Here is a 22,051-nt window from a genome sequence, read left to right as displayed (position 1 = left end):
CGACCTCAGACCATGGGGGTGTGGTTGCCCTTGAGGCGTTCTATGTCGTCCGGGCGGACCTGGATGACGAAGAGGGCTATCAGGGCGCCGACGGCGGCGAAGATGGCGGCCGCCACGAAGGAGCGGGTGACGCCGTAGGTGAGGACCTGGTCGCCCCAGGGGTCGGGGAGCTGGCCGGTGCGCTGGAAGGCGATGCGTTCCGCCGGGGTGGCCTGGGCGAGGAAGGTCGGGACGATCTCCTTGGCCTCGTTGCGGCTGGCCGTGCCGAAGACGGTGACCAGGATGGACAGGCCGAGCGAACCGCCGACCTGCTGGGTGGCGTTGAGCAGGCCGGACGCGGCGCCCGACTCCTGGTCGGGGACTCCGGAGAGGGCCATCAGGGTGAGGGAGACGAACTGGAGGCCCATGCCGAAGCTGAAGATCAGCATCGGTCCGAGGATGCTGCCCAGGTACGTGGAGTCGATGTCGGTCTGGGTCAGCCAGGCCAGGCCGGCGGCCGAGAACAGCGCGCCGATCACCATGAAGGGCTTCGGGCCGTACTTCGGCAGCAGCTGGGAGGTGATGCCCGCGCCGACCGCGATGACGGCGCTGACCGGCAGGAAGGCCAGGCCGGCTTCGAGCGGGCTGAAGCCCAGCACGTTCTGCACGAAGAGGGTGAGGAAGAAGAACATGCCGAAGATCGCGCAGGCGAGCATCAGCATGATGCCGTACGTGCCGGCTCGGTTGCGGTCGGCGAACATGTGCAGCGGGGTGATCGGCTGTTCGGAGCGGCGCTCGACGAGGACGTAGACGGTCAGCAGCACGATGGCGGCGGCGAAGGAGCCCAGGGTGAGCGGATCCCGCCAGCCTTCCTGGGCGGCCCGGATGAAGCCGTAGACCAGGGCGACCATGCCGATGGTGGCGGTCACGGCGCCGGTGAAGTCGAAGTGGCCGGGGTGGCGTTCGGACTCCTTGAGGACCCGGGGCGCGGCGAACGCGATGAGCAGCGCGATGGGCGCGTTCACGAAGAAGATCCAGCGCCAGTCGAGCCATTCGACGAGGATGCCGCCGAGCAGCAGGCCGATGGCGCCGCCGGCGGCGGAGACGCCGGCGAAGACGCCGAACGCCCGGTTGCGGGCGGGGCCTTCGGTGAACGTGGTGGTGATCAGCGCGAGGGAGGTCGGGGAGGCGATGGCGCCGCCGACGCCCTGGAGGGCGCGTGCGGCGAGCAGTTGTCCAGAGTCCTGGGCGAACCCGCCGAGCAGGGAGGCGAGGCCGAACAGGAGCACACCGAAGATGAACACGCGGCGGCGGCCGAGGATGTCGCCGGCGCGGCCGCCGAGGAGGAGGAGTCCGCCGAAGGTCAGCGTGTACGCGTTGACGACCCAGGACAGGGTGGTCGTGGAGAACCCCAGCGCCGTCTGGATGTGCGGCAGCGCGATGTTCACGATGGTGATGTCGAGGACGATCATCAACTGGCAGGAGGCGATGACGAGCAGGGCGATCCCGCTCCCGCTTCCTTGGACCTTGCCATTGGTCCCGGTGGTCGGCATGGCACTCGGTTCCACCCTTTCGACGGTATGCCCCGTGCCAGGGGGTCACCACTCGGGCATACTGCCCGCCCGCGGTGCGGGGGACTGGTGATGGTGCAATTTCACATGTCACACTGCTGTGTCATGGACCCCTACCTCGACCTCTCCGCCCGCACCGGCCGCTTCACCTACGGCGCCCCCCGCGCCGCCGCTTTCGGCGACTCCGGCCGCCTGCTCTGGTTCCTGCGCTCCGCCGGCCCCGCCGACCCGGTCGACTCCCTCTGGGTGCTCGACACCGCCGACGGCACCGAGCGGCTCGTCGCCGACCCGGCCCAGCTGGCCCCCGGGCCCCTGGAGCTCCCGGAGGCCGAGCGCCGGCTGCGCGAGCGGGTCCGGCTCTGGGCGCCCGGCATCGGCTCGTACGCCCTCGCCGCCGACGGCCTCAGCGCGGTGTTCGCCCTCTCCGGCCGCGTCTTCCAGGCCTTCGCCGACGGCGCCGCCCCCAAGGAACTGCCCACCGCAGGACCCGCCTTCGACCCCCGTCCCAACCACGACGGCTCCCGCGTCGCCTACGTCACCGGCGACGCCCTGCACACCACCCCCGGCGGCCGGGTCTCCCCCGCCGACGGCGCCCGCTGGGGCCTCGCCGAGTTCGCCGCGGCAGAGGAACTCGGCCGCTCCCGCGGCCACTGGTGGTCCCCCGACGGCGTCACCCTGCTCGCCGCCCGGGTCGCCGAAGGCGCCCTGGAACGCCGGTACTTCACCGACCCCGCCCACCCGGAGAAGGCACCCGAGTCCTTCGCCTACCCGGTGGCCGGCGGCCCCAACGCCGAGGTCGGCCTCCAGGTGTTCGGACCCGACGGCCGCCGGGTCCGGCTGGAGTGGGACGCCACCGCCTTCCCCTACCTCTCCGACGCCTCCTGGGCCTCCTCCGACGAGATCCTGCTGACCGTCCAGGACCGCCTCCAGCAGAACGTCCTGCTCCTCACCGCCGACCCCGCCACCGGCCGCACCCGCGAGCTGTCCCGCACCACCCACCCCCAGTGGGTGGACACCCTGCCCGGCACCCCGGCCCGGCTGGCCGACGGACGGCTCCTCACCGCCGCCGACACCCCGGGCGGCACCGCCCGCGGCCTCGCCCTGGACGGCGTACCCCTCACCGGCGACGCCATCCAGGTGCGGCGCGTGGCCGGCGAGTACGGGGGCGCGCTCGCCGTAGAGGCCGGCACCCGGGACCCCGCCGAGCAGCAGGTGCTGCTCCTCGGCCCGGGCGCCGGCGAGGTGCGGGCCCTGGCCGACGGTCCGGGCGTGCACTCCGTACTCGTCGACGGCGGCTCGCTGCTGCTCACCTCGGCCGGCCCCGACGGGGTCACCAGGACCGTACGGACCGCCGGCGGGCGGGAGTTCACCCCGCGCGACCTGTCCGAGCCGCTGCCGTACCGGGTGGTGCCGCGGCTGGCCCGGGTCACCGAGCACGGCCTGCCGACGGCCGTGGTCTACCCGCGGGGCCATGTCACCGGCGAGCGCCTGCCCGTCCTGCTCGACGTGTACGGCGGCCCCGGCTACCAGGCCGTGAGCGCCGAGCCGCGCCGCTGGCAGCTGCGGCAGTGGTGGGCCGACCAGGGCTTCGCCGTGGTGACCACCGACAACCGGGGCACCCCCTTCGTCTCCCCCGCCTTCACCCACGCGATGTACCGCGGCTTCTCCGAGGTGACCCTGGAGGACCAGGTGGCGGCGCTGCGCGCGCTCGGCGACCGGGACCCCGACCTGGACCTGGACCGGGTCGGCGTGCGCGGCTGGTCGTACGGCGGCTACCTGGCCGCCATGGCGGTGCTGCGCCGTCCGGACGTGTTCCACGCGGCGGTCGCCGGGGCCGCGCCCACGGACTTCCGGTACTACGACACCGCGTACACCGAGCGGTACCTCGGCCTGCCGGACGAGCACCCGGAGGTGTACGAGCGGGACTGCCTGCTCGGCGACGCCGCGGGCCTGTCCCGGCCGCTGCTGCTGGTGACGGGGCTCGCGGACGACAACGTGCACCCCTCGCACACGCTGCGGCTCTCCGAGGCGCTGACCGGGGCGGGCCGGCCGCACCGGCTGCTGGCGCTGCCGGGCGTCACCCACATGACCCCGGACGGCGTCAACGAGAAGCTGGTCGCCCTGGAGCGGGACTTCCTGCTCCGCGAACTGTCCGTCTGACCGTCCGGCCATCCGGGGAGGGCGGGTCCGAGGACGCGGTCTCAGAGGACGCCGGATCCGCGGACGCCGGATCCGCGGACGGCAGGAGGGGGCCCGGGCGCGCGTCGCGCCCGGGCCCCCTCCCGTGTGCCGCCTGCCGGCGGGGGGTCAGTCCCCGGGGAAGTGGCAGGCCACCTCGCGTGCCTCGCCGGGTACGGCGATCCGCAGCAGCGGGCGTTCGGTGCGGCAGACCTCCTGGGCCTTGGCGCAGCGCGGGTGGAAGGAGCAGCCCGGCGGCGGGGAGGCCGGGCTGGGCGGGTCCCCGAGCAGGGTGATCCGCTCGCGCCGCCGTTCGGCCGCCGGGTCGGGCAGCGGTACGGCGGACAGCAGCGCCCGGGTGTAGGGGTGCTGGGGGGAGTCGTACAGGGCGTGCTTGTCGCCGATCTCCACGATCCGGCCGAGGTACATCACGGCGACCCGGTCGCTGACGCGCTTGACCACGGACAGGTCGTGCGCGATGAAGACGTACGAGAGCCCGAGTTCGTCCCGCAGCCGTTCCATCAGGTTGACGATCTGGGCCTGGACCGAGACGTCGAGTGCTGAGACGGGTTCGTCGGCTACGACCAGCCGGGGGCTGGTGGCCAGGGAGCGGGCGATGCCGATGCGCTGGGCCTGGCCGCCGGAGAACTCGTGCGGGTAGCGGTTGATGTGCTCGGGGATGAGGCCGGTGAGCTCCATCAGCTCGGCGGCCCGGGCCCGGGCGTCCGCGGCGCTCCAGCCCTGGACCAGCAGCGGGTCGGAGATGATCCGGGCGACGGTCTGGCGGGGGTTGAGGGAGGAGTGCGGGTCCTGGAAGACCATCTGGAGGTGCCGGCGGTGGGGGCGCATGGCCCCCGGGGAGAGCCGGGCGATCTCCTGGCCTTCGAAGCGGATGCTGCCGGAGGTGGGTTCCAGGAGGCGTACGAGCATGCGGCCGGTGGTGGACTTGCCGCAGCCGGACTCGCCGACCAGGCCGAGGGTCTCCCCGGACCGGAGGGTGAAGGAGACCCCGTCCACGGCCTTGACCGGGGCGCCGCGGCGGCCGGTGGCGGAGCGGCGGCCGGGGAAGGCCATGGTCAGGTCGGTGACGGCGAGCAGCGGGGGCGTGCCGGGTTCCTCGCCCGTGCGGGCCTCGGGGATGTCGGCGGGTGCCGTGGTCATCGGGCTGCCTCCTGGACGGCGCCGGCGAAGTGGCAGGCCGTCATGCGTGCGGTGGCACCGTGCGGTGCGAACGGGGGCCGCTCGGTGCGGCAGCGCTCCCGCTCCTCCTCGGTGCCGGCGGCCGCCCGGGCGCAGCGCGGGGCGAAGGCGCAGCCGGGGGCGGGTGCCAGGAGGGAGGGCGGGGAGCCGGGGATGGCGCGCAGCGGCTCTTCGTCGGTGTCGTCGAGCCGGGGCAGCGAGTCGAGCAGGCCGCGGGTGTAGGGGTGGGCGGGGCCGGCGAACAGGTCGTCGACCTCGGCCTGTTCGGCGGCGCGGCCGCCGTACATGACGAGGACCTCGTGGGCAACGCGGGCGACCACCCCGAGGTCGTGGGTGATCATGATGACGCCGAGGCCGCGGTCCTGCTGGATGCGGGCGATCAGTTCGAGGATCTGGGCCTGGACGGTGACGTCGAGGGCCGTGGTGGGCTCGTCGGCGATGAGGAGGTCGGGTTCGCAGGCCAGGGCCATGGCGATCATGGCGCGCTGGCGCATGCCGCCGGAGAACTGGTGCGGGTACTCCCCCGCCCGGCGGGCGGGTTCGGGGATGCCGACCTCGCCGAGCATGTCCACGGCGTGCCGGCGGGCGGCCGCCCGGCCGGTGCGGAAGTGCACGCGGTGGTGCTCGGCGATCTGTTCGCCGACGGTGTAGTAGGGGTGGAGGCTGGAGAGCGGGTCCTGGAAGATCATCGCCATCCGGCGGCCGCGGAGTTTCGAGAGCTCCTTCTCCGGCGTGCCGAGGAGCTCGCGCCCCTCCAGGGCGATGGAGCCGGTGACCTCGGCGCCTCGGTGGAGTCCCATGACGGCGAGCGAGGTGACGGACTTGCCGGAGCCGGATTCTCCGACGATGCCGAGGGTGCGGCCGGCCTCGACGGTGAAGCCGAGGGAGTCCACGGCGCGCACGGTGCCGCGCGGGGTGGTGAAGGCGACCTTCAGGTCGCGGACGGCGAGCAGGGGCGGCGCGGTCATGAGTACCTCACCCTCGGGTCGACGACGGCGTAGAGGAGGTCGACGGCGAGGTTGGCGACGACGATGAAGAAGGCGGCGAGCAGGGTCACGCCGAGGACCACGGGCTGGTCGGAGTTGACCAGCGCGCCGTAGAAGAGCCGTCCGATGCCGGGGAGTCCGAAGATGGACTCGGTGATGACGGCGCCGGCGAGGAGGCCGCCGAGGTCCATGCCGAAGATGGTCAGGATGGGGGTCATGCCGGAGCGCAGGCCGTGTTTGACGACCACGGTGCGTTCGGGCATGCCCTTGGCTCGGGCGGTGCGGATGTACGGCTCGGCCATGGCCTCGATCATCGATCCGCGGCTCTGGCGGGCGTACATGGCCGCGTAGAGCAGGGCCAGGGCGGTCCAGGGGAGCAGCAGGTTGGAGGCCCAGGCGAGGGGGTTGTCGGTGAAGGACTGGTAGCTCGGGTAGGGCAGCAGGCCGGCGATCCGGATCACTCCGTAGATGAGCATCACGGAGGTGAAGTAGACGGGCAGCGAGGCCGCGGCGACGGCGCCGACCATCAGGGCCCGGTCGGTGACGGTGTCCTTGCGCAGGGCGGCGGTGACGCCGGCGCCGAGGCCGAGGAGCAGCCAGAGTGCGGCGGCGCCGACGGCGAGGGAGGCGGAGACGGGGAGCCGGTCCATGAGGAGGTCCCAGACGGGCAGGGAGTTCTCGTACGAGTAGCCGAGGCAGGGGAAGTCGCAGGCGACGGCGTACTGCCCGGTGCCCAGGGTGCGGCCGGTGAAGATGCCGGTGAGGAAGGTGCCGAACTGCTCCCACAGGGACCTGTCGAGGCCGAGGTACTCGCGGACCACGGCGAGCCGTTCGGGGCTGCAGGTCTTGCCGCAGGCGTCGGCGGCGGGGTCGGAGGGCAGGACGTAGAAGATGAGGAAGGTGACGGCCGCGATGGCGAGCAGGACGCCGGCGAGGGCGAGGAGCCGGCGCGCGAGGTAGAGGATCACGTGCGGCCGCCCCTCGGGTCGAGGATGTCGCGCAGGGCGTCGCCGAGCAGGGTGAAGGCGAGCACCGACAGGAAGAGGAAGGTGCTCGGGATGACGAAGTACATGGGGTCGGTCTCGTAGAAGGCGACGCTCTCGGCGATCATCTGCCCCCAGGAGGGGGTGGGCGGGCGGACGCCGACGCCCAGGTAGCTGAGGGCGGCCTCGGTGCTGATCATGCCGGGGATGAGCAGGGTGGTGTACGCGATGACCGGCCCGGAGACCCCGGGCAGGATGTCGCGGGTGAGGATGCGCCAGGGGCCGGAGCCGCCGACCCGCGCCGCGTCCACGTACTCGCGGTGCTTGAGGGAGAGGGTCTGGCCGCGGACCACGCGGGCGACGCCGGGCCAGCCGAAGAGGCCGATGACGGCGGTCATCAGGACGATGCGGTTGACGTCCTTCGCCACGGACAGCATCGCGATCATGAAGATCAGCGAGGGGAAGGACATGGTCAGGTCCATGAGGCGGGAGAGCACGGCGTCGGTGCGTCCGCCGAAGTAGCCGGCGGCGATGCCGGCCGCGGTGCCAGCGAGCACGACGATCGCGGTGGCGGCGAAGGCGATGAGGAGGGAGACCTGGGCCCCGTGGACGACGCGGGCGAAGAGGTCGCGTCCGGTGACGGGTTCGACGCCGAGCCAGTGCTCGGGGCCGATGCCGCCGAAGGAGCCCAGCGGGAGGCCGCCGAGGTAGGGGTCGATGGCGGATTTGTCGAACTCCTCGGGGGACCATCCGCCCAGGGCGCCCAGCCAGGGGGCGGTGAGGGCCATGAGGACGAAGAGGACGACGACGGAGAGGCTGATGCGGACGGCGGGGCGGCGGCGGAGTTCCCTCCGGGCGAGCTGCCAGGGGCTGCTGCCCGGAGGGACCGCCGCGGCCGGCGCGGTACCGGCTGCGGTGGTGGTCACGGCGACGGGTGTCTCGCGGGTGCGGGTGCTCAGCCCTGGCCCTTGGCGGGGTCCTTGAGGCCGATGGTGGCGTAGTCGATCGCGCCGCTCCAGACGGGGTGGCCGAAGGCGCCGGCGATGTTGGTGCCGATCAGCAGGGGCTTGCGCTCCAGGACGACGGGGACGGCCGGGGCCTTCTGCATGATCTCGGCGTCGAGGTCGATCCAGCCCTGGCGGGCGCGCGCGGCGTCGTCGTAGGCGCTGATCTCGTCGATGCGCTTGATGGTCGCGTCGTCCTTGAACTGCGAGTAGTTGCCGCTGTTGCCCTTGACCTTGATGGTGCGGCCGTCGAAGACGAAGGGCAGGAAGGTGGAGCCGGAGGGGTAGTCGGGGCACCAGCCGGCGAGGGTCATGTCGGGGGCGGTGGTGGTGTCGCCGATGACGTCGTAGAAGGCGCCCGGGTCGACGGTGTCGATGACCACCTCGATGCCGGCGCGGGACAGGCCCTGCTGGAGGGCCTCGGCGCGGGTCTTGTCACCGGTGGAGACCGCGAGGGAGACCTTCAGCTTCTCCTTCCCGGCGGCCTTGAGGAGCTCCTTGGCCTTGGCCGGGTCGCCGGCGGGGGCGATCTTGAGGGTGTCGGCCTGGGCGCCGTCGGTGAGGGAGGAGGGCAGGTAGGCGGTGGCGATCTCGTTGAAGGCGGGGCCGCCGCCCGCGGTGACCATCGACTCCTTGTCCACGGCGTACTGGAAGGCCTGGCGGACCTTGACGTCGTCGAAGGGGGCGCGCGAGGTGTTGAGCTGGAGCATGGTCGTACAGCCCTGGGACTCGGCCAGCAGGCGGGCCTTCACCTCGGGCTTGGGGAGCACCTTGGGGGCGCTCTCGGGGCGCATGTTGGAGTACGAGACGGCGGAGGCGTCGGCGCCGGCGGAGGCGATGATGCGGTCGTCGATCTGGCCGCCCTTGAGGCCCATGACGACGACGAACCTGTCCGGGTAGGCCTTGCGGACGGTGTCGGTCGCGGCGTCCCAGTGCTCGTTGCGGACGAGGACGAGCTTCTTGTCGCGGTCGTAGCTGTCGATCTTGTACGGGCCGGAGGAGAAGGGGCGGGAGTCGTACTGGGTGCCCTTCTCCTGGGTCTGCGGGACGGGGGCGAAGGTGGGCAGGGTGGCGGTGGCGGAGAACTCGGCGACGGGGCGGTTGAGTTCGAAGACGATGGTCTTGTCGTCGGGGGTCTTCACCGAGTCGAGGTGCTTGCCCTGGAGGGGGCCGGTGTAGCCCTTGGTGCCGGCGAGGTAGCGGGCGGCGTAGTCGGGGCCGCCGGTGAGGTCCGGGGAGAAGGACCGCTCGACGTTGTACTTGATGTCCTGGGCCTTGATCGGGCTGCCGTCCTCGTACTTCAGGCCGTCCTTCAGGGTGAAGGTCCAGGTGCGGCCGCCGTTGGAGGGCTTGCCGAGGTCGGTGGCGAGGTCGGGGACCAGCTCGCTGCCGGCCTTGCCGGGCTCGGACTTGAAGGTGACGAGGGTGCGGTAGAGCAGGCGGGTGCCGAAGTCCATCGCCGGCATGACCCAGTTGCGGGCCGGGTCCAGGTGGGAGAAGTCCTGGTTGGACAGGATCGTCAGGGTGCCGCCCTTGACCGGGGTGCCGCCGAGGATCTTGCCGTCGTTGGCGGCGGCGGGGTTGCTCGCGCCGCCCTTGCCGGTCTGGCCCTTCTTGGGGTCGGAGCAGCCCGAGGCGCCGAGTGCGAGTGCGGCCACCAGGGCGGTGGCGAGGGCGAGTTGGGTGCGCTTGGTCATGGTCACTCCAGAGAAGGGCCGCGCTGTAAGGTGTGACCGGTAACATAGTAATGTGAAATTGCACTGACAAGAGGTGTGCGCCGCCGTTATCCAGCCGTGTCCAAATCCCCGGCCGTACCACGCACTTGGGGCCCCGACCTGCACGGTCGGGGCCCCTGGTGCGTGCGGGTGCGGCGGCTTACGCGGTGCGGCTGCCGCCCAGCTTCCGCTTGGCGCGCGGCTCCACCGGCTCGTCCCGGCCCTGCGCCCACAGCGAGCGGACGTGGCCCAGGTGGCGGCGCATGCACTCCTCCGCCGCCGGCGCGTCCCCGGCCAGCATCAGGTCGAGCAGCTCGTGGTGCTCCTCGGCGGAGGCCACCAGCAGCCCGGCCTCGTCCAGGCCGGTCAGGCCGTACAGCCGCGAGCGCTTGCGCAGGTCGCCCACGGTCTCCACCAGGCGCTCGTTGCCCGCGAGGGCGAGCAGGCCGAGGTGGAAGCGGCGGTCCGCCTCCAGGTAGCCGATGAGGTCGTGGTTCCGCGCGCTGGCGACGATCTCCTCCGCCACCGGCCGCAGGGCCTCCAGGGCCTCCTTGGACGCGATCTGGGTGACCCGGCCGATGGTGGGCACCTCGATCATGGCGCGGAGTTCCGTGTACTGGTCGAGGTCGCGCTCGCTGACCTCCGTGATCCGGAAGCCCTTGTTGCGCACGGGCTCCACCAGGCCCTCGCGCGCCAGGTCGAGCATCGCCTCGCGCACCGGGGTGGCCGAGACCCCGTACTCCGCCGCGAGGCCGGGGGCCGAGTAGACCTGGCCGGGGCGGAGTTCACCCGCTATCAGGGCGGCACGAAGGGCGTGGGCGACCTGGTCGCGGAGCCTCTCCTGGGCTGTGATGAGACTGGTCTGCTTCAGGTCACCCATCGCTTTTCCTCCGAGAATTCGCAGAGGAACAGCGTACAATGTCACGTTTCGCTGTTCGCCCTGGTGGCGAGGTACAGAGCCACCGCCACTGCGAGATCTTCCCAGGCCATGCCGACACTCTTGAAGACCTGTGGACAACCCTCCTGGCGGCCCGCCTCCCCGCTGACCAGCTCCGCAAGGGTGCCGGCGACGTGGTCCGGGCCGATCGCGCCCTCGGCGAGCGGCACCAGCAGGTCCCCGGCCTCGCGCAGCGCGGCGGACCGGGCCTCGACGTACACGGCGGACCGGCGGACCAGCCCGGTGTCCAGTTCGCGGGCGTCCGGTTCGTGGGAGCCGACCGCCACGACCGTGGCGCCGGGCCCGACCAGCCGGCCGTCGAAGAGCGGTTCCCTGGCCGTGGTGCAGCAGACCACCAGGTCCGCCCGGGCCACCTCGCCAGGCTCCCCCGCCCGCGCGTCCGGCACGCCCAGTTTCCGTGCGTACGCGGCCAGTTCCTCCGCCGCCTCCGGCCGGCGCCCGACCACCGTCAGGGCGGTGAGGGGGCGGTCGGCGAGCACGGCGTCGAGGTGCCCGTACGCCTGTGGTCCGGTGCCGAAGAACACCGCCCGCAGCGGTCCGGGCCGGGCCAGCCGGCGCAGCGCGAGGGCGGAGACGGCGGGGGTGCGCAGCGCGGTGAGCGCGGCCCCGTCGAGCAGGGCGACGGGGGTGAGGGTGGCGCCGTCGAGCAGCAGGTAGCTGCCGGTGATGCGGGGCAGGCCCCGGGCGGCGTTGCCGGGCGCCACTCCGGCGATCTTGACGCCGGCCCAGGAGCGGGTGGCGGCGGGCATGAGGAGCAGTTCGCCGCCGGGGACGGCGAGGGCGGTGCGGTGCGGCGCCGTCTCGGGGTCGAGTCCGTCGCGGAGCGCCGCCGCCAGGGCGTCGGCCGCCCCGGCGGGGCCGAGCAGCCGGGCCGCGTCGGCCGCGGTGATCAGCGCGGGTGCGGTCACAGCAGGAACCCGGTGTCGAGGCCGTCGTGCGGGTCGAGGACGAAGGTGTGCTCGCCGGTGCGGTAGGCGGTGCCGGTGACCTCGGTGACGGTGCCGGCGTCCGGGGCGGCGCCCGGGGGCGGGGCGACGGTCCGGCCGGTGAAGACGGTGCCGGCGACGGATTCGTGCAGGAGGTCCTCGCCGGGTGCGAGGGTGCCGTCGTCGGCGAGGAGGGCCAGCCGGGCGCTGGTGCCGGAGCCGCAGGGCGAGCGGTCGATCTGGCCGTCGGCGAAGACGGTGACGTTGCGCTGGTGCGGGCCGAAGGGGGCGTCGGGCAGTTCCTCGTAGAGGATCACGCCGTAGACGCCGGAGAGCAGGGGGCTGTCCGGGTGCCAGGTGGCGGGGTGGGTGGCGAGGGCGGCGCGGATCTCCCGTCCGGCGGCGACGAGTTCGGGGAGGTGCGCGGTGGTGACGTCGAGGCCGAGGCGCCGGGCGGGCAGTGCCGCGTAGCAGGCGCCGGCGTGGGCGATGTCGACCTCGACGGGGCCGCGGGCGGTGACGACGGGGACCTTGCGGGCGGCGACCCGGGCGGGCACGTTGCGGAAGGTGACGCCGGTGGTGCGGCCGCCGGTGCGGTGCACGGTGGCGGTGACGCGGCCGGAGGGCACGTCGATGCGGACCTGGGCGTCGCCGTCGTCGGGGGCGGGGACGCGGCCGCTGTCGACGGCCCAGGCGCCGAGGGCGATGGTGCCGTGGCCGCAGGCGGTGGAGAAGCCGTCCTTGTGCCAGAACAGGACGCCGAGGTGGGCGCCGTCGTCGTCGGGCGGGACGAGGAAGCCGCCGTACATGCCGGCGTGGCCGCGGGGTTCCTGAACCAGGAGGCGGCGTACGTCGTCCAGCGGGCCGGGGCGGGGGGCGGTGCCGGAGCCGCCGGGGCCGACGGCGGTGGCGCACCGCTCGGCGACGGTGTCGCCGGGCACCGGGGGGAGGCCGTCGGTGACGATGCGGAAGGGTTCGCCGGCGGTGTGGTAGTCCGTGGTGCGCACGGTGTGGAGGCGGGTCACAGGAGGAATCCGGCGGGGAAGGGGTCGGTGGGGTCGAGGAAGTACTGGGCGGTGCCGGTGATCCAGGCGCGTCCGGTGACGGTGGGGATCACGGCGGGCAGGCCGCCGACGGTGGTCTCCTCGACGAGCCGGCCGGTGAACTGGGTACCGATGAAGGACTCGTTGACGAAGTCCCGGCCGAGGGGCAGCTGTCCGCGGGCGTGCAGCTGGGCCATGCGGGCGGAGGTGCCGGTGCCGCAGGGCGAGCGGTCGAACCAGCCGGGGTGGATGGCCATGGCGTGGCGGGAGCGGGTGGCGTCGGAGCCGGGGGCGGCGAGGTAGACGTGCTTGACGCCGTTGATCTCGGGGTTCTCGGGGTGGACGGGCCGGTCGGTGGCGTTGATCGCGTCCATGATGGCGAGTCCGGCGGCGATCAGGTCGTCCTTGCGGGCCCGGTCGAAGGGGAGGCCGAGGCTGTCGAGTTCGACGAAGGCGTAGAAGTTGCCGCCGTATGCGATGTCATAGGTGACGGTGCCGTGGCCGGGGACGTCGACCTTGCGGTCGAGGCCGACGCTGAAGGCGGCGACGTTGGTGAGGGTGACGGCCTTGGCGCGGCCGTCCTCGACCTGGACGTCGACGGAGACGAGGCCGGCGGGGGTGTCGAGGCGGACGGTGGTGACGGGTTCGGTGACGGGCACCATGCCGGTCTCGACGAGGACGGTGGCGACGCCGATGGTGCCGTGGCCGCACATCGGGAGGAGGCCGGAGACCTCGATGTAGAGGACGCCGTAGTCGGCGTCGGGGCGGGTGGGCGGCTGGAGGATGGCGCCGCTCATGGCCGCGTGGCCGCGGGGCTCGTACATGAGGAGCGTGCGCACGTGGTCGAGGTGTTCGATGAAGTGCAGGCGTCGTTCGGCCATGGTGGTGCCGGGGATGATGCCGAAGCCGCCGGTGATGACGCGGGTGGGCATGCCCTCGGTGTGGCTGTCGACCGCGTGGTAGACGTGTGTGGTCCGCATGTCAGTGGTGGCCCTCCGCGATGGCCTTCTCGGTGGCGGCGCGGACGGCGGCCTCGGTGTCGCCGGTGAGCGGGAAGCGCGGCGGGCGGGTGGGGCCGCCGGTCCGGCCGGCGATGTCCATGGACAGCTTGATGGCCTGGACGAACTCTGTCTTGGAGTCCCAGCGCAGCAGCGGGTGGAGGGACTTGTAGAGGGGCAGGGCGGTGTCGAGGTCGCCGGCGACGGCGGCGTGGTAGAGGTCGGCGCTGGTGCGCGGGAGGGCGTTGGGGTAGCCGGCGATCCAGCCGACGGCGCCGGCGAGGGCGAGTTCGAGGAGGACGTCGTCGGCGCCGATGAGGAGGTCGAGGCCGGGGGCGAGTTCGGCGATCTCGTAGGCGCGGCGGACGTCGCCGCTGAACTCCTTGACGGCGACGATGCTGCCGTCGGCGTGGAGGCGGGCGAGGAGCTGGGGGGTGAGGTCGACCTTGGTGTCGTAGGGGTTGTTGTAGGCGACGACGGGGAGGCCGGCCTTGGCGACGTCGGCGTAGTGGGCGCGTACGGTCTGCTCGTCGGCGCGGAAGGCGTTGGGCGGGAGGAGCAGGACGGAGCCGGCGCCGGCTTCGGCGGCCTGGTCGGTCCAGCGGCGGGCCTCGGCGCTGCCGTAGGCGGCGACGCCGGGCATGACGCGGTCGCCGTCGCCGGCGGCTTCGACGGCGGTGCGGACGACGCGGGCGCGCTCGTCGTCGGTGAGGGTCTGGTACTCGCCGAGCGAGCCGTTGGGGACGACGCCGTCGCAGCCGTTGGCGATGAGCCAGGCGACGTGCTCGGCGTAGGCGTCGTAGTCGACGGAGAGGTCGTCGCGCAGGGGCAGGGTGGTGGCGACCATGATTCCGTGCCAGGGGCGGGTGCGGGGGGTGGTGGACGCGTGGGTCATGGCAGGACTCCCTAGTGTGATGTGTGACATTTTACTGTGGGGTGTGAGAGGCCACAAGGGCCCCGGGGTGCGGGTCAGTTGGATCCGGCGGGCGCGCCGGGGACGGTCCCGGCATCCACGGCGTCTTCCGCCGGGAGGGCCGCGAGGTGGCGCAGCGGGACCGGGCAGGAGAGCGGCCGCCGGTCGGGCGTCTGCTCCTCGCCTGCGAGGGCCGCGACGGCCGGGCCGCACATGCGGCCCTGGCACCAGCCCATGCCGGCGCGAGTGAGGAGTTTGACGGTGCGGGCGTCCCGGGCGCCGAGTTCGCCGACGGCTTCGCGGATCCGGCCGGCCGGCACCTCCTCGCAGCGGCAGACGTGGGTGTCGTCGCCGAGCCAGCCGGTCCAGCCGGATCCGGGCCGGTGGGCGGCGGCCATGGCGCCGGCGAAGGCGCGCAGCCGGGCGCGGCGGCGGACCAGGGCCGCCGGGGCGGGGCCGGCGGATGCGGCAGGGGCGCCGGGCGCGGCGGTGCGTGTGGTGCCGGGGCCGAGGAGTTCGCGGGCGATGGCGTGGGCGGCCAGTTCGCCTTCGGTGAGGGCGAGTTCGGCGCCGCCGATGCCGCCGGTCTCGCCTGCGGACCAGAGGCCGGGCACCGAGGTGCGCTGCCGGTCGTCCAGGGTGAGCGCGGGGGTGCCGTCGGCGGTGTGGTGGGTGGCGCAGCCGAGGGCGGTGGCGAGTTCGAGCTGCGGGACCAGGCCGTGGCCGACGGCGAGGGCGTCGCAGGGGATGCGGCGTCCGGTGCCGGGTACGGGGCGCCAGTCGCGGTCCAGGCGGGTGACGGTGACGGCTTCGACGCGGTCGGTGCCGTGGGCCTCGGTGACGGCGTGCCGGGTGAGCAGCCGGACGTGGTGGCGCAGCAGGGCGCCGCCGTACTGGGCGCCTTCGGCGAGTTTGGCGGGGTTGCGCAGCAGGGCGGGGAGTTCGCCGGCGTACCCGGTGTAGGCGGCGGCCTCGACGACGGCGGGCACCCGGGCGCCGGCCGCGGCGAGGGAGCCGGCGACGGCGAGGAGGAGGGGGCCGCTGCCGGCGACGACGACGCGGCGGCCGGGCAGGACGAGGCCGGCCTTGAGCATGGCCTGGGCGCCGCCGGCGCCGACGACGCCGGGCAGGGTCCAGCCGGGGAACGGGAGTTGGCGTTCGTAGGCGCCGGTGGCGAGCAGGACGGCGCGGGCGTGGACGGTGGCGGGGCGTTCGGTGTCGTCCGCTCCCCCGGTCGCGGCCGGGGTGGTGTCGTACGGGGTGGCGACGGCGTGCAGGGTCCAGTGCGGTGCCGCTCCGGTGACGCTCCACACGTGGTGGCCGGGCAGGTACGTGATCCGGCCGGCCGTCTCGTGTGCGCGCAGGGCGGTCTCGCGGGCGGCGAAGGCGGGCCAGCCGTGGTGGAGGGCGTCGGGGCGGGCGGCGCCGAGGCCGGGTGCGGGGTGGCGGTAGAACTGTCCGCCGGGGCGGGCGGCGGCGTCCAGGAGGGTGACGCGGAGGCCGAGGCCGGCGGCGGTGACGGCGGCGGCGAGTCCGGCGGGGCCGGCGCCGACGACGGCGAGGTCGGCGGGCCGGGTGTCGACGGCGGGGTCGGTGTCAGACGCCGAGGTCGGCATGGCCGGTCCCTTCCTGGGTGGTGATGGCGTCGCCGGGGCGGGCCGGTACGAGGCAGGCGCGCTGGTTGGGGCGGCCGTTGACGGTGACGAGGCAGTCGTGGCAGGCGCCGATGCCGCAGAAGGCGCCGCGGGGGGCAGCGCCGTCGCGGGTGGTGCGCCAGGCGAGGATGCCGTTGGCCCAGAGGGCGGCGGCGATGGTCTGGCCCTCTTCGGCGGGCAGGGGGCGGCCGTCGAAGTCGACCGTGTACGTGGAGCGGGGGGTGCCGCCGACGAGGTCGCGAGGGGTGCGGGGGCGGGGGGTCATCGGCCGGCTCCGTATCCGGGGGTGTCGCCGAAGCGTTCGGGGCGGAACGGGGTGGGGTCGAGCGTGGGTGCCGTGCCGGTGAGGGCCTCGGCGATGAGGAGGCCGGTGGCGGGGGCGAGGCCGATGCCGGCGCCTTCGTGGCCGCAGGCGTGGAGGAGGCCGGGGGCGCGCGGGTCGGGGCCGATGGCCGGGAGGTGGTCGGGGAGGTAGGGGCGGAAGCCGTGGTAGGTGCGCATGGCGTGGACGTCGGCGAGGACCGGGAAGAGGGCGGCGGCCTGGGAGGCGAGGCGGCGGAGGGCTTCGGTGGAGAGGGCGCGGTCGAAGCCGACGCGTTCGCGGGTGGCGCCGATGAGGACGGGGCCGGCGGGGGTGCCCTCGACGACGGCGGAGGACTGGAGGGCGGCGGAGCCGCTGGCGACGTCGGCGATGTAGTCCGCGGCGTAGACCTTGTGGCGGACGACGCGGGGCAGGGGTTCGGTGACGAGGACGAAGCCGCGGCGGGGCAGGACGGGCAGGTGGACGCCGGCGAGTGAGGCGATGCGGCCGCCCCACGTGCCGGCGGCGTTCACGACGTGGCCGGCGGTGAGGTCGCCGGCGGGGGTGCGGACGCCGCGTACGGTGCCGTCGGGGCCGGTGAGGAGTGCGGTGACCTCGGTGCCGAGGTGGGTGCGGGCGCCGTGGCGGCGGGCCGCGCGCAGGAGCTGGGCGGCGGCCTGGGCGGGCTGGACCTGGGCGTCCTGGGGGTAGTGGAGGCCGCCGGCGAGGCCGGGGGCGAGGTGGGGTTCCAGGTCGGGGAGGCGGTCCGGGGTGATCTCCTGCGCTTCGACGCCGGCGGCGCGCTGGCCTTCGGCGAAGACCCGGAGGGCCTTGAGGGTGGCCTCGTCGGGCGCCACGACGAGGCCGCCTTTGGGCTCGTACTCGGTCTCCGGTGGGAGGACCTCGGTGAGTTCGCGCCAGAGTCGGGTGGACAGCAGCGCGAGGTCGAGCTCGGGTCCCGCCTCTTTGTCGGAGACGAGGAGGTTCCCTTCTCCGGCGCCGGTGGTGCCTCCCGCGACGGGGCCGCGGTCGACCACGGCGACGGAGAGGCCGGAGCGGGCGGCGTAGTACGCGCAGGCTGCTCCGACGACGCCGGCACCGATGACGACGACGTCCAGGGGGTGTCTGTTGGGCACGGCAGTAATATGTCACATAACTCAGTAGGGGCCAAGGGTCTGCCGGGGTCCGGCGCGGTCCGGCCCCGCCCCCCGTGGAACGGGGCCGGACCGCGCCTGCGGCGTCAGCTGCGCAGCGGGCCGTCGCAGGAGTAACTCGAGGTGCCGGCCACGTTGTTGGACCAGATCTCCACCGGGCCGAAGTGGCAGTTCATGTCGGCGAGGTTGTTGGAGGCGGCGCCGGCGCGGTCGAGGATGAAGTAGTCGACCGTCTCGGACATGTCCTTGAAGACCTGGTCGGGGTTGCGGAAGTTCTTGAGGTTGGCCGTGATGCGGCCGGTACAGACGAAGCGGCGCTTGCCCGGGTCGCCGTTCTCCACGCAGTCGGGGTTGTTGTAGGTGGCGGTGGAGAAGGCGGAGCGGACGGCAGCCAGGGAGGCGTCCCGCAGCTGCTCGTTGGGGGTGAAGGTGGTGTTGGGGACGAACAGCTGGTCGACCTTCGCGATCTGGGCGTCCAGGAAGCGGTTGTAGTCGCGCTGGAGGTAGCTGTCGCCGCCGAGGCGGTTGCGCCAGGCGTCGAAGGCCGCCGGGTCGTTGGCGCGCAGGTGGCGGTACATCTCCTGGAGCAGGGCGGGCCGCTCGGTCCAGAGGAACTCGAAGAAGGTGCCGGCGTAGCTGTAGAAGCGGAAGCCGTCGCCCTCGTAGGTGGCGTTGAGGAGCTGCTCGACGGTCATGCGGGGGCCGCCGCCGGCGGTGTCGTTGATGATCGAGCGGACCAGGGACTTGCGGACGGCGATGCCGTCGTCGCGGGTGGCGCCGTCGAAGAACTCTGCGGTGCCCTCGTCCATGGCCGTGGTGCGGTCGCCCTGGTACCAGTCGCCCTCGCCGAAGAAGCCGGGGACGGCGAAGCGGCCGTTGAGGTAGTGGACGTACTCGTGGCGGAAGAGCTCTTCGAGGGTGAGGGTGGAGTCCTGGGGGACGCGGCGCTGGTAGGTGTAGAAGGTGGCGCCGCGCTCGATGTAGATGCCGCCGTTCTCGGTGCCCATGCCGGTGAGGATGGGGTGGTAGTTCACGTAGTCGGCGCGTGAGGCGTACAGGACGATGTTGAGGGTGGTGTTGGGGTCGCCGGCCAGGGGCTGGTCGGTGCCGATGACGCGGTGGAACTGGGCCTTGACGCGCTTGCTGGCGTAGTAGAGCTGGTCGACGGTGGCGCGGTCGAGGCCGGTGCGGACCTTGATGGCGCCGTTGTCGTAGGTGTAGGTGTTCGGGAAGAGCTGGGCCTCGATGTCCTCCTTGCACACGCCGTACGGCTTGCAGGCGCCGTAGAAGTTGAGCCAGGAGACGGCCTTGGCCCACTGCTCGCTGCCGGCGCCGAAGGTGGTCCTGGCGGTGGCGAGGACCTGGCCGAGGTCGGCGACGACGGAGTCCTTGACGGCGTCGATCTGACCGAAGCGGCCGAACTCGCCGATGGCGTCGCGGGCGACCCAGGCGTTGTTGGTGCCCTTGAGGTGGGCGTAGCCGGCGAAGGCCTTGAAGAGGGCGCGGTAGGCGGGGTCGGCGGCGGCCGCGGCCTGGAACGCGGCGTCCTGGTTGCCCGGGTAGACGCCGAGGTAGTTCACGGAGAGCGCGGCGAGGGCGGCGCCCGCCCAGGCGGCGTCCAGGTGGGTGGCCGGGTGGGCCGGGTCCATGGTGGCCAGGACCTTCTTGATGAGGCCGAGCTGGTGGTGGCGCAGGCCGGGGGCGCTGCCGGCGTAGAGGGCCTCGCGGAGGGTGTTGGCGTTGGACTTCGTGACGTCGAAGGTGCGGGCGGCGTTGCCGAAGTCGGCTATCGCGCGGCGCATGGCGTCGACGGTGGGGGCGTCGGTGACGTCGATCTCCGGGCGGCCGTAGTCCTGGTAGGCGACGGCGTGGAGGTAGGTGAACTGCTGCTCCAGGTTGCTGCCGTTCTTCCCGTCGTGGGCGGCGGCGAGGGTGGATATGCGGCGGGAGACGGCCTGGACGTGGGCGTCGGACATGACGGGGGTCAGCCGGGCGTCCCAGGTCCAGAACAGGCTGTTGACGCAGTCCATGGTGACGGCGGGGTCGGCGAGGAAGTCGGCGAAGCGTTCCGGCGAGAGGCCGGTGATGCCGTCGAGGGTGCAGGGGACGCCGGCGGCCGTGGCGGCGGCTGCGCCCTGGGCGGTACGGGCGGCGGCCGCGGCCTGCTGCTTCTTCGCGGGGGCCTTGACGGGGCCGGCGACGCGGCCCTTGGCGAGGCCGCCGGGCGCGGGGGCGGCGGACCGGGTGAGCGTGGGGGCCTTGGCGAGGTGCTGGACCTCGTCGAAGGGGTTCCGCGTCTCCGCGGCCGGGCCGGGGCGGGCCCCGGTGAAGGCCGTGGGGGCGGCGGGGGCGGCGTTCGCCGGGGCGGTCTCGGCGGCCTGGACCACGGTCTGCCCGGCGGTGGCGAGCAGGGTGGCCGCGATGGCTGCGGCGAGGAACGGCTTGCGCACGGTGCTCAGCTTGGACACCAAGGACTCCTGGGTGGGGAGGAAAAGGTGGGGGGTGTGCTTGAAATGCCTTGAAAAGCACGGCAGTTGAGAGCCCGTCGGGCCAGTGCCATGTGAGCTGTAACATAGTAATGTGAAATTGCACTGACAAGAGGTGTGCATCTTCCGTTTTCTGGAACTACACATTCCGCCCCGCCGTCACCCATGGGAGTCCCCGTGACCGACCGCCCCTCCCGACTGAACACCGGCAGCCACGACCTGCCCGTTTCACCCGAGTTGAGCCGTTTCATGGCCGGCGGCTGGGCCGCCTCTCCCCTGCCCTCCGATGCCCGCGTCCCCGCCCACGCCGTCACCCCGGCCCGCCGCGCCCGCCTTTCGGCCCGCTTCCCGGGCGAGCGCCTGATCGTCCCGGCCGGCCAGCTGAAGGTCCGCTCCAACGACTGCGACCACCGCTTCCGCCCGCACAGCGCGTACGCCTGGCTGACCGGCCTCACCGGCGAGGACCAGGTCGGCCACGTCCTGGTGATGGAGCCCTCGGGCCCGCACGGCCACGAGCCCGTCCTCTACCTGCGCCCCCGCTCACCCCGGGCCCGCGGCAACGAGGAGTTCTACCGCGACCGCCGCTACGGCGAGTTCTGGGTGGGCCGCCGCCCCGACCTCGCCGAGGCCGAGCGTCTGACCGGCCTGCGCTGCGCCCACCTCGACACCCTCGGCTCCCCCGCCGGCCGGAACGCCGCCACCGACTCCGAACTGGCCGGCGTCCTCTCCGAACTGCGCCTGGTCAAGGACGCCTGGGAGGTGGCCCAGCTCCAGCTGGCCGTCGACCACACCGCCGCCGGCTTCGAGGACGTGGTCCGCGCCCTCCCCGCGGCCCTCGCCCACCCCCGCGGCGAACGCTGGATCGAGGGCGTCTTCGGCCTGCGCGCCCGCGCCGAGGGCAACGGCACCGGCTACGACACCATCGCCGCCTCCGGCGCCCACGCCTGCGTCCTGCACTGGATCCGCAACGACGGCCGGCTGAACCCGGACGACCTCCTGCTCCTGGACGCCGGCGTGGAGACCGACACCCTCTACACCGCCGACATCACGCGCACCCTCCCGCTCTCCGGCCGGTTCACCCCGCTCCAGCGCCAGGTGTACGAACTGGTGCTCGCCGCCCAGGACGCCGGCATCGCCGCGCTCCGGCCCGGCGCGAGCTTCCGCGACTTCCACCGCGCCGGCATGCGGGTCATCGCCGAGGGCCTGGCCGAGTGGGGCGTGCTGAAGGACGCCGAGGGCGACCTGCACCGCCGCTACACCCTCTGCAGCAGCGGGCACATGCTGGGCCTGGACGTCCACGACTGCGCGCAGGCCCGCGCCGATACGTACCTGGACGGCGTCCTGGAGGAGGGCCAGGTCCTCACGGTCGAGCCGGGCCTCTACCTCCAGCCGGACGACGAGACGCTCCCCGCCGAACTGCGCGGCATCGGCGTACGCATCGAGGACGACCTGGTCATCACGGCGGACGGCGCCCGCCTGATGTCCGGCGCCCTCCCGCGCACCGTGTCCGGCATCGAAGAATGGATGGGCACCCTCCTGGACACCACGCACTAGCCGTCGCACGCGCACCCCACGAGGCCCCGGCAGGGCACCCCCAGCACCCTGCCGGACCGTGAGATCCGCTGAGCGGAACTGTCGACCGGTCATCCGCGGGTCCAGACGCCGGCAGGGCTCGGACCCGGCACCGATGGCAGTGTGGGCTCCCTGATCAGCCCCGGACGGCCTGGCGGCCGCCGAGACGGCCGAAGCGCGTAGCGATCTGTGGCGGCTTATGAACGGGCACAGACGGCCCGGAGGCCGCCGAGACGAGCAGCGGGCCTACGGACGCTGACGCGTCCGCCCCGTGGGGCGGGCCCGCACCCTCGGTGCGGGGAATCGCACCCGGCACCGTCAGGCCTGAGGTGTCCCCCCTGGGCGTCCTTCCTGGGGGTGTCCGCCGAGGGCTTTGCCTTCCGGGCCGGGGTGGCCTGTCAAGGGTGACCCGGAGGGTCATCGCGCAGC

Annotated in this window: 17 protein-coding genes; 2 read left to right on the top strand and 15 right to left on the bottom strand. The window is 73.3% G+C overall.

Annotated features, from left to right (window positions below; all coding sequences use genetic code 11):
* Positions 1-5: 5 nt before the first annotated feature.
* Positions 6-1,532 carry an MFS transporter gene (locus ACIQUQ_RS28700; protein ID WP_403981511.1) on the bottom strand — a complete coding sequence of 509 codons (1,527 nt, stop codon included), beginning with the start codon at positions 1,530-1,532 and terminating at the stop codon, positions 6-8.
* A gap of 123 nt (positions 1,533-1,655) precedes the next feature.
* Here ACIQUQ_RS28700 and ACIQUQ_RS28695 point away from each other — a divergent pair, with 123 nt between their 5' ends.
* Entirely contained in the window at positions 1,656-3,710 is a 2,055-nt protein-coding gene (locus ACIQUQ_RS28695) for a prolyl oligopeptidase family serine peptidase (protein ID WP_403981509.1), read from the top strand.
* A 147-nt stretch (positions 3,711-3,857) separates the two neighbouring features.
* Here ACIQUQ_RS28695 and ACIQUQ_RS28690 read toward each other — a convergent pair whose 3' ends face one another.
* The 14 genes from ACIQUQ_RS28690 to ACIQUQ_RS28625 all read right to left on the bottom strand — a co-directional run bounded on the left by ACIQUQ_RS28690 (position 3,858) and on the right by ACIQUQ_RS28625 (position 20,032).
* Positions 3,858-4,889, bottom strand: a complete 1,032-nt coding sequence (locus tag ACIQUQ_RS28690; RefSeq protein ID WP_403981506.1) for an ABC transporter ATP-binding protein — start codon at positions 4,887-4,889, stop codon at positions 3,858-3,860.
* Positions 4,886-5,896, bottom strand: a complete 1,011-nt coding sequence (locus ACIQUQ_RS28685) for an ABC transporter ATP-binding protein (protein ID WP_403981503.1) — start codon at positions 5,894-5,896, stop codon at positions 4,886-4,888. The genes ACIQUQ_RS28690 and ACIQUQ_RS28685 overlap by 4 nt, the downstream gene beginning before the upstream one ends.
* The gene (locus ACIQUQ_RS28680) at positions 5,893-6,882 is read right to left on the bottom strand and encodes an ABC transporter permease (protein WP_399952272.1); all 990 of its coding nucleotides are present in this window, start codon (positions 6,880-6,882) and stop codon (positions 5,893-5,895) included. Before ACIQUQ_RS28680 ends, ACIQUQ_RS28685 begins: the two co-directional genes overlap by 4 nt.
* On the bottom strand, positions 6,879-7,823 hold the full coding sequence (locus ACIQUQ_RS28675) for an ABC transporter permease (protein ID WP_403981500.1): 945 nt from the start codon (positions 7,821-7,823) through the stop codon (positions 6,879-6,881). The genes ACIQUQ_RS28680 and ACIQUQ_RS28675 overlap by 4 nt, the downstream gene beginning before the upstream one ends.
* 29 nt (positions 7,824-7,852) lie before the next feature.
* Positions 7,853-9,598, bottom strand: a complete 1,746-nt coding sequence (locus tag ACIQUQ_RS28670; protein WP_403981497.1) for an ABC transporter substrate-binding protein — start codon at positions 9,596-9,598, stop codon at positions 7,853-7,855.
* A 178-nt stretch (positions 9,599-9,776) separates the two neighbouring features.
* A complete protein-coding gene (locus ACIQUQ_RS28665) occupies positions 9,777-10,496 on the bottom strand; it encodes a GntR family transcriptional regulator (RefSeq protein ID WP_399952264.1) in 720 nt (239 codons plus the stop codon).
* 41 nt (positions 10,497-10,537) lie between these two features.
* Positions 10,538-11,482, bottom strand: a complete 945-nt coding sequence (locus ACIQUQ_RS28660) for an ornithine cyclodeaminase family protein (protein WP_403981493.1) — start codon at positions 11,480-11,482, stop codon at positions 10,538-10,540.
* Entirely contained in the window at positions 11,479-12,534 is a 1,056-nt protein-coding gene (locus tag ACIQUQ_RS28655; protein ID WP_403981728.1) for a proline racemase family protein, read from the bottom strand. Before ACIQUQ_RS28655 ends, ACIQUQ_RS28660 begins: the two co-directional genes overlap by 4 nt.
* On the bottom strand, positions 12,522-13,523 hold the full coding sequence (locus ACIQUQ_RS28650; RefSeq protein ID WP_403981492.1) for a proline racemase family protein: 1,002 nt from the start codon (positions 13,521-13,523) through the stop codon (positions 12,522-12,524). The genes ACIQUQ_RS28655 and ACIQUQ_RS28650 overlap by 13 nt, the downstream gene beginning before the upstream one ends.
* Before the next feature lies 1 nt (position 13,524).
* Entirely contained in the window at positions 13,525-14,436 is a 912-nt protein-coding gene (locus ACIQUQ_RS28645; protein WP_403981490.1) for a dihydrodipicolinate synthase family protein, read from the bottom strand.
* Positions 14,437-14,510: 74 nt separating this feature from the next.
* Positions 14,511-16,070, bottom strand: a complete 1,560-nt coding sequence (locus ACIQUQ_RS28640; RefSeq protein ID WP_403981487.1) for an NAD(P)/FAD-dependent oxidoreductase — start codon at positions 16,068-16,070, stop codon at positions 14,511-14,513.
* Entirely contained in the window at positions 16,051-16,374 is a 324-nt protein-coding gene (locus ACIQUQ_RS28635; protein ID WP_403981485.1) for a (2Fe-2S)-binding protein, read from the bottom strand. The genes ACIQUQ_RS28640 and ACIQUQ_RS28635 overlap by 20 nt, the downstream gene beginning before the upstream one ends.
* Entirely contained in the window at positions 16,371-17,546 is a 1,176-nt protein-coding gene (locus tag ACIQUQ_RS28630; protein WP_403981483.1) for an NAD(P)/FAD-dependent oxidoreductase, read from the bottom strand. Before ACIQUQ_RS28630 ends, ACIQUQ_RS28635 begins: the two co-directional genes overlap by 4 nt.
* A gap of 104 nt (positions 17,547-17,650) precedes the next feature.
* Positions 17,651-20,032: a collagenase gene (locus ACIQUQ_RS28625; protein WP_403981480.1), complete on the bottom strand. Its 2,382-nt coding sequence runs from the start codon at positions 20,030-20,032 to the stop codon at positions 17,651-17,653.
* A gap of 183 nt (positions 20,033-20,215) precedes the next feature.
* On the opposite strand from ACIQUQ_RS28625, the gene ACIQUQ_RS28620 reads away from it, so the two are divergent.
* The gene (locus ACIQUQ_RS28620) at positions 20,216-21,604 is read left to right on the top strand and encodes an aminopeptidase P family protein (protein WP_403981478.1); all 1,389 of its coding nucleotides are present in this window, start codon (positions 20,216-20,218) and stop codon (positions 21,602-21,604) included.
* Positions 21,605-22,051: the final 447 nt, after the last annotated feature.

The sequence above is a fragment of the Streptomyces sp. NPDC101118 genome, from assembly GCF_044759445.1.
Classification (GTDB): Bacteria; Actinomycetota; Actinomycetes; order Streptomycetales; family Streptomycetaceae; genus Streptomyces.
The sequence above is the reverse complement of the archived record's forward strand: the minus strand, read 5'-3'. Positions and strand labels throughout refer to the sequence as shown.

Coding starts and splice junctions, on each gene's coding strand:
- ACIQUQ_RS28700 (WP_403981511.1), bottom strand. CDS start 1,532: ATGCCGACCACCGGGACCAATGGCAAGGTCCAAGGAAGCGGGAGCGGG.
- ACIQUQ_RS28695 (WP_403981509.1), top strand. CDS start 1,656: ATGGACCCCTACCTCGACCTCTCCGCCCGCACCGGCCGCTTCACCTAC.
- ACIQUQ_RS28690 (WP_403981506.1), bottom strand. CDS start 4,889: ATGACCACGGCACCCGCCGACATCCCCGAGGCCCGCACGGGCGAGGAA.
- ACIQUQ_RS28685 (WP_403981503.1), bottom strand. CDS start 5,896: ATGACCGCGCCGCCCCTGCTCGCCGTCCGCGACCTGAAGGTCGCCTTC.
- ACIQUQ_RS28670 (WP_403981497.1), bottom strand. CDS start 9,598: ATGACCAAGCGCACCCAACTCGCCCTCGCCACCGCCCTGGTGGCCGCA.
- ACIQUQ_RS28665 (WP_399952264.1), bottom strand. CDS start 10,496: ATGGGTGACCTGAAGCAGACCAGTCTCATCACAGCCCAGGAGAGGCTC.
- ACIQUQ_RS28650 (WP_403981492.1), bottom strand. CDS start 13,523: ATGCGGACCACACACGTCTACCACGCGGTCGACAGCCACACCGAGGGC.
- ACIQUQ_RS28645 (WP_403981490.1), bottom strand. CDS start 14,436: ATGACCCACGCGTCCACCACCCCCCGCACCCGCCCCTGGCACGGAATC.
- ACIQUQ_RS28640 (WP_403981487.1), bottom strand. CDS start 16,070: ATGCCGACCTCGGCGTCTGACACCGACCCCGCCGTCGACACCCGGCCC.
- ACIQUQ_RS28635 (WP_403981485.1), bottom strand. CDS start 16,374: ATGACCCCCCGCCCCCGCACCCCTCGCGACCTCGTCGGCGGCACCCCC.
- ACIQUQ_RS28620 (WP_403981478.1), top strand. CDS start 20,216: ATGGGAGTCCCCGTGACCGACCGCCCCTCCCGACTGAACACCGGCAGC.